Origin of the sequence: Streptomyces sp. NPDC050842 (assembly GCF_044456565.1) — a bacterium.
GTDB lineage: Bacteria > Actinomycetota > Actinomycetes > Streptomycetales > Streptomycetaceae > Streptomyces.
The window spans coordinates 1-10264 of sequence record NZ_JBITGA010000027.1; the positions used below are offsets into that span (position 1 = coordinate 1).

Annotated in this window: 2 protein-coding genes; both read right to left on the bottom strand. The window is 74.8% G+C overall.

What is annotated here, in order from left to right; translation table 11 throughout:
* Nucleotides 1-1892, bottom strand: a 1892-nt coding sequence (locus tag ACIBG6_RS39370; protein WP_399227584.1) for a type I polyketide synthase, incomplete at its 3' end; no start/stop codon positions are given.
* Between the two features lie 113 nt (nucleotides 1893-2005).
* The coding region (locus ACIBG6_RS39375; protein WP_399227583.1) for an SDR family NAD(P)-dependent oxidoreductase at nucleotides 2006-10264 on the bottom strand (8259 nt) is incomplete at its 5' end.

The window sequence follows — 10264 nt, forward strand, 5'->3', positions numbered from 1 at the left end:
ACCATGACGGCGAAGGTGACGGGCTGGACGACGTCGACCCGCTCCAGGGTGGGCGCGCCGGGCGCCTGCCGGACGACGGCCTCAAGCGACCAGTCGACGTACGGGGCGAGCGCGGTCTCGCACTCGGCCATCGCTGTGGCGAACTCAGGTGATGTGTCGAGGAGTTCGGCACCCATCCCGGCCCACTGAGTGCCCTGCCCCGGGAACACGAACGCCACCCGACCCAGGTCGGAGGCCGTCCCGCGTATCAGCCCTTCCGGAGCGGTCAGCGTCTGTACGAGGGCGTCCCGCCCGGCTCCGATCGCGACCGCGCGGTGCTCGAATTCAGCACGCCCACCGGCCAGTACGCGTGCGACCGCACCGGTGTCCAGATCCGTACGGCTGTCCGCGTACGAGGCAAGGCGCCCGATCTGCGCGTCCAGCGCGGCCGGGGTCTTCGCGGACACCAGCCACGGCACCACGCCGCCGTCGACCGCCGGCCCGCCGGCCGGGGTCTCCTCGACGTCCGGCGCTTCCTCCAGCACGACGTGCGCGTTCGTCCCGCTCACGCCGAACGACGACACCGCTGCCCGGCGCAGCCCGCCGTCGCCCTTCTCCGGCCACTCCATCGCCTCGGTCAGCAGCTCGACCGCGCCCGCCGACCAGTCCACCTGGTCGGTCGGCTTCTCCACGTGCAGCGTCTTGGGCAGGACGCCGTGGCGCATCGCCTGGACCATCTTGATGACGCCGGAGACACCGGCCGCGGCCTGGGTGTGCCCGATGTTGGACTTCAACGACCCGAGCCGCAGCGGCTGTTCGCCGTCCCGGCCCTGCCCGTACGTGGCGATCAGGGCCTGCGCCTCGATCGGGTCGCCGAGCCGGGTACCCGTGCCGTGGGCCTCGACGACGTCCACGTCACCGGTCGTCAGCCGGGCATCCGCCAGCGCGCGCCGGATCACCCGCTGCTGCGACGGCCCGTTCGGAGCCGTAAGGCCGCTGCTCGCGCCGTCCTGGTTCACGGCGGTGCCCCGGACCACGGCGAGCACGCGGTGACCCTTGCGGCGCGCGTCCGACAGGCGCTCGACGAGGAGGACGCCGACGCCCTCGGACCAGCTGGTGCCGTCCGCCGTCGACGAGAAGGACTTCGACCGGCCGTCCGGGGCCAGGCCGCGCTGCCGGCTGAACTCCACGAACGTGCTGGGCGTCGACATGACCGTGACGCCGCCGGCGAGGGCCATGTCGCACTCGCCCTTGCGCAGGGCCTGCACGGCGAGGTGCAGCGCGACCAGCGACGACGAGCACGCCGTGTCGACCGTGACCGCCGGGCCCTCCAGGCCCATCGTGTACGCGACCCGGCCCGAGGCGACGCTGCCGGAGTTGCCGGTGCCGAGGTACCCCTCGATGCCCTCCGGGACGTCGGTGAGCCGCGTGGCGTAGTCGTGGTACATCACGCCGGTGAAGACGCCGACCGACGTGCCGCGCGCGGTCGCCGCCGGGATCCCGGCGTGCTCGAACGCCTCCCAGGACGCCTCCAGGAGGAGCCGCTGCTGCGGGTCCATGGCGAGCGCCTCGCGCGGCGAGATCCCGAAGAAGTCGGCGTCGAACTCGCCTGCCTCGTACAGGAATCCGGCCTCGCGGGCGTAGCTCTTGCCCGTCGCCTCCGGGTCCGGGTCGTACAGGCCCTCCACGTCCCAGCCGCGGTCCTGCGGGAACTCCGAGATCGCGTCCTCGCCACCCGCCACCAGCCGCCACAGGTCCTCCGGCGAGGCGACACCGCCCGGCAGACGGCAGGCCATGCCCACGATCGCCACCGGCTCGCCCGCCTTCGCCTCCAGCTCGCGGAGGCGGCCGCGGGCCTCGTGGAGGTCCGCCGTGGCTCGACGCAGGTAGTCGAGGTACTTCTCTTCGTTCACCGTGGACACGCTGTCCCCTTGAGTTCCTGGAGGCGCCCGAGGCGCGCATGAAGTGATTCGAGTCGAGGTGCCCGGGACGGGGTCCGGGCGGGAGGCGACCTGTGCGGCAGGGATCAGTCCGTGCTGGGGTCCTGGTCGAGGAGGCCGAAGAGTTCCTCGGCCGAGGCGTTCATGAAGTCCGGCACTCCCGCACCGTCCTCGCTCCCGCTCCCGCTCCCGCCGCCGGACCCGGCCCCGGACCCGGACCCGGACCCGGACCCGGACCCGGCCCCGGACCGGTCTTCGGCCTGGGCGCCGGACGCATCCGGGGTTCCGGACCCGGCTGCGATCCCTTCCTCGCCCGTGACCATCGAGCGCAGTGACCGCAGGTGCTCCAGGACCTCTTCGCTCCCGGGGGCGTCCGAGAGGCCCGTCAGCACCAAGGCGCCTTCCAAGCGGGTGAGTTGCGCCAGGAGCGCGTCCGTGTCGGCGCTGCTCCTGGAGGCCGCGGTCCCGGTCCCGGCCTCGATGTCCTCGACTGCGCACGGCAGTTCGGCGTCCAGGTGGGCGGCGAGCGCGGCCGGGCTCGGGTGGTCGAAGACCAGGGTCGCCGGGAGGGCGAGGCCGCCGGCGGAGTTGAGCCGGTTGCGGAGTTCGACCGCGGTGAGGGAGTCGAAGCCGAGGTCGAGGAAGCCCCGTTCGGCGTCGATCCGGTGGCCGCGGGCGTGGCCGAGTACCTCGGCGACCTCGCCGACGACGAACTCCAGGAGCAGGCGCTGCCGTGCGGGCCCGTCCACGGCGGCTGCCCGTTCGGCGAGCGTTTCCGCAGCCGGGGCGGCCTGGCCGGGGCCGGTCTCCGTCCCCGGAGTCCCCGGAGTCCCCAGCGTCGCCGGGGCGGAGGCCGCGGACGGCCGGGGCCGGACGGTCCTGGTGTCGACGACGTCCCGGAAGAGCGCGGGGATCCCGGCCGGGTCGTTCCCGGCCGCGTCGCGGAGTCCGGCGGCGTCGAGGCGCAGGGGCAGCAGGACCGGGTACCGGCCGTCGCGGAGGGCGGCGTCGAGGAGGGCGGTGCCCTCCGCGTCGCTGATCCCGCCGATGCCCGCGCGGCTCATGCGGCGCAGGTCCGCCTGGCCGAGTCCGCCGGTCATGCCGCTGTTCTCGGCCCAGAGTCCCCAGCCGAGGGAGAGGGCGGGGAGTCCGGCCGCCCGGCGGCGTGAGGCGAGGGCGTCGAGGGTGGCGTTGGCTGCCGCGTACGCGCCCTGTCCCGCGCCACCGAAAGCGGCGGCGGCTGAGGAGAACATGACGAACGCGGCGAGGTCGTACGCGGACGTCGAGGTGAGCTCGTCCAAGAGGAACGCGGCGTCGACCTTCGGACGAAGCACATGCTCCACGTCCTGCGTCGTCATCGACGGAAGCGTTCCGTCGGACAGGACTCCCGCGGTGTGGACGACCGCGGTCAACGGGTGCTCGGCCGGAATCCCGGCCAGTACGCCGGTCAGGGCTTCCCGGTCCGCGACATCGCACGCCACCACCGACACCACGGCCCCGAGACCCTCCAGCTCGGTGACCAACTCCGTCGCCCCGGGGGCGTCCGGGCCGCGACGGCTGACGAGCAGCAGACGCCGCACACCCCACTCGCTCACCACGTGCCGGGCGACCACTCCGCCGAGACCGCCGGTGCCGCCGGTCAGCAGGACCGTTCCCTCCGGGTCGAGCCGCGGCGCGTCGGCGCCCGGCTCGGGGCGGACGGAGGCCAGGCGGGCCAGCCGGACGGTGCCGTCGTGCAGGGCGAGCTGGGGCTCGTCGCGCAGCCCGGCGTCGGCCAGCACCGACGGAAGGGTCCGGTACGACGGGGCGTCGTCGGCCAGGTCGAGCAGGCCGAACCGGCCGGGGTTCTCGGTCTGTGCGGACCGCACGAGACCCCAGGCCGCCGCGTGCGACAGGTCCTCGCCGCCGTCGTCGGCGCCGGGCCCCTCGGGATCCCGCACCGCGCCGCGGGTGACCAGGACCAGCCGGGCGCCCGCGAGGCGCTCGTCGGCGAGCCACGCCTGGAGCAGCTCCAGGGTGCGGCCCACCGTGCCCCGTACGCTCGCCGCGCCGCCGTCGGCGGGACCCGCGGGCAGCGGGGCCAGGACGGTACGGGGCGCCGGGGCGCCCGCCGCCACGTCGCGGGCCAGCGCGGCCAGGTCGGGGTAGACCCCGACCTCGACGCCCGCGGACTCCAGGGCGGCGGCGACCTTCAGCTCGTCCTTGCCCAGGACGGCCGTCGGCCCGAACAGGCCGGTGTACCCGTCCTGTTCGCCGGCGGAGGCCAGGGTGTACGGACGCCAGGCCACCCGGTGCATCAGCCCGCCGACGCGGCTCGCCGCCGCCTGGTCGGCGCTGACCGGGCGCAGCGTGAGGCGTTCCACGGAGACCAGCGGGCGTCCCTCGCCGTCCGTCAGGGACAGCGAGACGGCGTCCTTCCCCGCGGGTGCGAGGCGGACCCGGGCCGCCGCGGCGCCGGCCGCGTGCACGGTGACACCGCTCCAGTGGAACGGGACGCGTACGCGCTCGGGCTCGTCGACGAGACCGCCGACCGCGATGGCGTGCAGGGACGCGTCGAGCAGGGCGGGGTGGATGCCGTAGCGGGCCGCCGCCGCGCTCGCGGGTGCGTCCGTCGGCAGGGCGATGTCGGCGAGGACCTCGTCCTCGTACCGCCACACCGCGCTCAGCCCCTGGAACAGCGGACCGAAGGCGAGGCCGTTGCCGTGGAGCCGCTCGTAGAGGCCGTCGAGCGGAACCTCTTCGGCGCCCTGAGGCGGCCACACGGCCACACGGTCGGACTCGGCGGACCGCTCGGGCCCGTCGGTGGCCAGCACGCCGGTCGCGTGGCAGGACCACGGGGTGCCGGCGGGCGCGTCGGCGATCCGCGAGTGGAGGGACACGGGCCGTGCTCCGTCATCGGCCGGCTCTCCGACCGTCACCCGCAGCTCGACGCCGTCGCGCTCGGGCAGGACCAGCGGCTCGCGCAGGGTCAGCTCCCGCACGTCGCGCAGTCCGGCGGACTCGGCGGCGTGGGCGGCCAGTTCGACCATCGCGGTGCCGGGAAGCAGGACGCTTCCCAGGACGGCGTGGTCCGCGAGCCACGGGTGGGTCCGCAGCGAGAGACGGCCGGTGAGCAGCAGGCCGTCCCGGTCCGGGAGGCTGACCACGGCGCCGAGCAGCGGGTGGTCGGCGGTGCCGAGGCCGAGCCCGGCGGTGTCCGCCGCGGTGTCGTCCGCCGGGGCGTCCAGCCAGTAGCGGTCGCGCCGGAAGGAGTACGTGGGCAGGTCCGCGCGGCGCGCCCCGGATCCGGCGAACCAGGCGTGCCAGTCGGGTCCGGTGCCGTGCGCGTGGGCCCTGCCGAGGGCGTCCGCGACGGTCTCGGTCTCCGGCCTCTTGCGGCGCAGCAGCGCCACGAGCAGGGGCCGGGGCCCATCGGAGGCGGAGTCGGAGCCGGTGCCGTCGGCGCCGAGGCCGTCGGCCGCCATGGCGGTGAGGACCCCGTCGGGGCCCAGCTCCAGGCAGGTCCGCACGCCCAGGTCGCGCAGGACGCGGACGCCGTCGAGGAAGCGGACGGTGCCGCGGACGTGCCGCACCCAGTACTCGGGGTCGCACAGTTCGTCCGGTCCCGCGGCCCGGCCGGTGACGTTCGAGACCACGGTCAGGGAGGGCCGCCGGAACTCCACCGTCTCCAGGACGGCACGGAAACCGTCGAGCATGGCGTCCATGTGCGCGGAGTGGAAGGCGTGGCTCACCCGCAGCGCGCGGGTCCTGCGGCCGAGACCGGACCAGTGCGCCTCCGCCTCCCGTGCCGCGTCGGCGTCGCCGGACAGGACGGCCGCCTGAGGGCCGTTGACGGCGGCGACGTCGAGGCGTCCCGCGTACCGCTCCTCCTCAACCTCCAGCCACGCGCGGATCTCGCCCTCCGCGGCCTGGACGGCGAGCATCGCGCCGCCGGCGGGCAGCTCCTGCATGAGCCGGCCGCGGGCGGCGACCAGGAGTGCGGCGTCGGCGAGCGAGAACACCCCGGCGACGTGCGCGGCGGCGATCTCGCCGACCGAGTGGCCGAGCAGCGCGGCCGGCCGCATGCCCCAGCTCTCGACGAGCCGGAACAGCGCGACCTCCAGGGCGAACAGCGCGCACTGCGTGTACCGGGTCTCGTCGAGCAGTGCGGCCTCCGCGCTGCCCTCGGCGGCGAACATCACGTCGAGCATGGGCAGTTCGAGGTGGCCGTCGAGATGGGCGCAGATCTCGTCGAGCGCCCGGGCGAACACGGGGTACCGGTCGTACAGGTCACGGCCGGCGCCGGGCCGCTGACTGCCCTGGCCGGTGAAGAGGAACGCGGTGGAGCCGTCCCGGGCGGTGTCCTGATGGACGTGGGCCGAGGTGCCGCCGCGGGCCAGCGTGGCCAGCCCGTCCAGGAACCCGTCCCGGTCGGCGGCGGTCACGGCGGCGCGGTGGGCGAAGGCGGTACGGCTCGTGGCGAGCGCGTACCCGATGTCCCGCAGGCCGGCGGTGTCGCCAGCGGTGCCGGTGTCGCTGTCGGTGCCGCTCATCCAACTGTGCAGGGCGGCGGCCTGCCCGCGCAGCGACTGCTCGTCCTTGGCGGACAGCACCCAGGGCAGGTGCCGCCCGTCAGCGACGTCGGCTGCTTCAGCCGCCTCGACTGCATCCGGCGCATCCGGCGCCTGCTCCAGCACCACGTGGGCGTTCGTCCCGCTGATGCCGAACGAGGAGACGGCGGCCCGGCGCGGACCGGTACCGGCCGGCCAGTCGATCGACTCGGTGACGAGGGCGAGGCCGCTGTTCGCCCAGTCGACGTGCGGGCTCGGCTCGTCGGCGTGCAGGGTCTTCGGCAGGGTGCCGTGGCGCATCGCGAGGACCATCTTGATGATGCCCGCCGCACCGGCCGCGGCCTGGGTGTGCCCGATGTTGGACTTCACGGAGCCGATGGCGAGCGGTCGCTCCGCGGGCCGCTCCTTCCCGTACGTGGCCTGCAGTCCCTGCGCCTCGATGGGGTCGCCGAGCGCGGTGCCCGTGCCGTGCGTCTCCACGGCGTCGACGTCTCCGGGCGACAGCCGGGCATCGGCCAGCGCCTGCCGGATCACCCGCTGCTGCGAGGGGCCGTTGGGCGCGGTCAGGCCGTTGCTGGCACCGTCCTGGTTGACGGCGGTGCCGCGGACCACGGCGAGCACCGGGTGTCCGTTGCGCCGCGCGTCCGAGAGCCGCTCCACGAGCAGCAGCCCGACGCCCTCCGCCGCGCCGAATCCGTCGGCGTCCGCGGAGAAGGCCTTGCTCCGGCCGTCCGGGGCGAGCGCCCGCTGCCGGCTGAACTCCACGAACATGTGCGGAGTCGCCATCATCGCCACGCCACCGGCGAGCGCCATCGTGCACTCGCCGCCGCGCAGCGCCCGCACCGCCAGGTGCAGGGCGGTCAGCGAGGACGAGCAGGCGGTGTCGACGGTCGTCGCGGGCCCTTCGAGACCGAAGGTGTACGCGATACGGCCGGACGCGACGCTGGCGGTGGTACCGGTCAGCAGGTAACCCTCCACGCCGCGAGGGGCGTTGGGGACGCGGGACGCGTAGTCCTGGTAGGAGAGGCCGATGAAGACACCGGTGCTGCTGCCGCGCAGCGAGCCCGGCTCGATGCCGGCCCGCTCGAACGCCTCCCAGGACGTCTCCAGGAGCAACCGCTGCTGCGGGTCCATGGCGAGCGCCTCGCGCGGCGAGACACCGAAGAACTCCGCGTCGAACTCGGCCGAGTCGTGCAGGAACCCGCCCTCGCGGACGTACGCCCTGCCGAGCGCGTCGGGGTCCGCGTCGAAGAGACCCTCCAGGTCCCAGCCGCGGTCGGTCGGGAACGGCGTGATGCCCTCGCCGCCCTCGGACAGCATCCGCCACAGGTCCTCCGGGCTGCGGACGCCACCGGGGTAGCGGCAGCTCATCGCGACGATCGCGATCGGGTCGGTCTCGGTGTCGGTGTCGGCGTCGGTGCCCGCGTCGGTGGCGGTGGCGGTGCCGACACCGACGGCGGACGGCCGGGCGTCCGCCGTCTCCTCCTCGCCGAGGAACTCGGTACGGAGCAGGGCCGCGAGGGCCAGCGGCGTCGGGTGGTCGAAGACGAGCGTCGCGGGCAGCTGGAGCCCGGTCGCCCGGGTCAGCCGGTTGCGGAGTTCGACACCGGCGAGCGAGTCGAAGCCGATGTCCTTGAAGGCCCGGCCGCTGTCGACGTCCTCCGGCGAGCGCATCCGGAGCACGGCGGCGGCCTGCGCCCGTACGAGACCGAGGAGGATCTCCGTACGCTCGCCGGGAGCCGCGGCGGCCAGCCGCTCGGCCAGGGGGTTCCCGCCCGCGGACGGGCTCCCGTCCTGCCCGGCGGCGGCACTCTCCCGCGCGTCGATGATGCGCCGCACCTCGGGCAGCTCCTCGACCAGGGGCTGCGGGCGGCCGGAGGAGTACGCGAGGTAGAAGCGGTCCCAGTCGATGTCCGCGACGGTGATCGCGGTCTCGTCCCGGCCGAGCACGGACTCCAGTGCGGCCAGGGCGAGTTCCGGGTCCATGCCGGGCACGCCGTGGCGGTGCAGCCGCTCGGCCACCCCGTCACCGGCGGCCATGCCGCCGCCGTCCCACGGCCCCCAGGCCACCGAGACGGCGGTCCGGCCGCCGGCCCGGCGGCGGGCGGCGAGGGCGTCGAGGTAGGCGTTGTGCGGGGCGTAGTTGCCCTGACCGGGGATGCCCAGGGTGCTCGACACCGAGGAGAAGAGCACGAACGCGTCGAGGTCGAGGTCCTGCGTGAGTTCGTCGAGCACCGCGGCACCGACGGCCTTCGCACGGTGGGCCCGCTGGACCTGCGCGGCGGTCAGCGTGTCCACGACGCCGTCGTCGAGCGCGCCGGCGGCGTGGAGGACGGCGGTGAGGGGGCTGTCGGTGGGGAGCGTGTCGAGGAGGGCGCGCATGGCGTCGAGGTCGGCGACATCGCAGGCGGCGATGGTGACACGCGAACCCAATGCGCGGAGTTCGTCGGCCAGTTGGGAGGCTCCGGCAGCCTGCTCGCCGCTACGGCTGACAAGGAGCAGATGCTCGGCGCCGTGACGGGCCATCCAGCGGGCGGCGTGGCCGCCGAGGGCTCCGGTGCCGCCGGTGATGAGGACGGTGCCGTGGGGCTGCCAGTCGCGGGTGGGCCGACGTCCGTGGAGAGGAGCGCGGGCGAGACGGCGGGCGTGGAGCCCGGTGGCGCGTACGGCGACCTGGTCCTCGCCCGTGCGGCCGGCGAGAACCACGAGCATGTGGGCCAGAGCGGCCTGGTCGGCGTCCGCGGGGAGGTCGACGAGACCGGCCCAGCGTTCGGGGTGTTCGAGGGCGACGACGCGGCCGAGGCCCCAGAGCATGGCCCGGTCGGGGTCCGCGGGGGAGTCGTCGCGGCCGACGGAGACAGCGCCCCGGGTGACACACCACTGCGGCGCGCCGATCCCGGCGTCACCGAGCGCCTGCACCCACGCCACCTGCGACACGAGCCCGTCGAGGAGCGAGACCACACCGGTGTACTCCGCACCGGCCGTCAGACCGTCCAGACGCCCTGCCAGAGTCTCCCGGTCGTCATCCGCCCCGACCGCCAGCACCTCCACCTGGGCGCCGGCGTCGACCAGCGCGGTGAGCACGGCGGCAGCTTGCGAGGAGTGGTCCTCGGGGGTGACGGCCAGCCAGCGCCCGGACAGCCCGGCGCGCGCGGCCTCCTCGGTGACCGCGAGCCGCTTCCAGTCGACGCGGTAGCGCCGGTCGTCGGCGGTGGTGAGCGTGGCGGGCGTGTTCTGGAGCCAGTAACGCTCGGCCTGGAAGGCGTACGTCGGGAGGCCGGGGAGCGGGCCGGTCGCGGCAGGGAGGAGAGGGCTCCAGTCGACCGCGAGGCCGTTGACCCACGCCTCGGCGAGGGACGCCACCAGGCGCTCCTGGCCGCCCTCCTCGCGGCGGAGGGTGCCGAGGCCGGTGACGGTGTCGGGGAGGGCCATGGTGAGGACGGGGTGGGCGCTGACCTCGACGAAGTGGGTGAAGTCCTCGTCGGTGGCGAGGGTTTCGACGGCGGGGGCGAAGCCGACGCGGTGGCGGAGGTTGCGGTACCAGTAGCCGCCGTCGAGAGCGGGTTCGGTGATCCAGCCGCCTTCGAGCGTGGAGAAGAACGGCACGCGCGGAGTCTGAGGGGTGAGTCCGGCGAGAACCTCGGCGAGCTCGCCCTCGATGATCTCGACCTGCCGGCTGTGGGAGGCGTAGTCGACGGGAATGATCCGCGCACGGACCCCGTCGGCCTCACACGCCCGCGCAAGCTCTTCGATCTGGGTCGGGTCACCGGAGACGACGGTGGCGGTCGGTCCGTT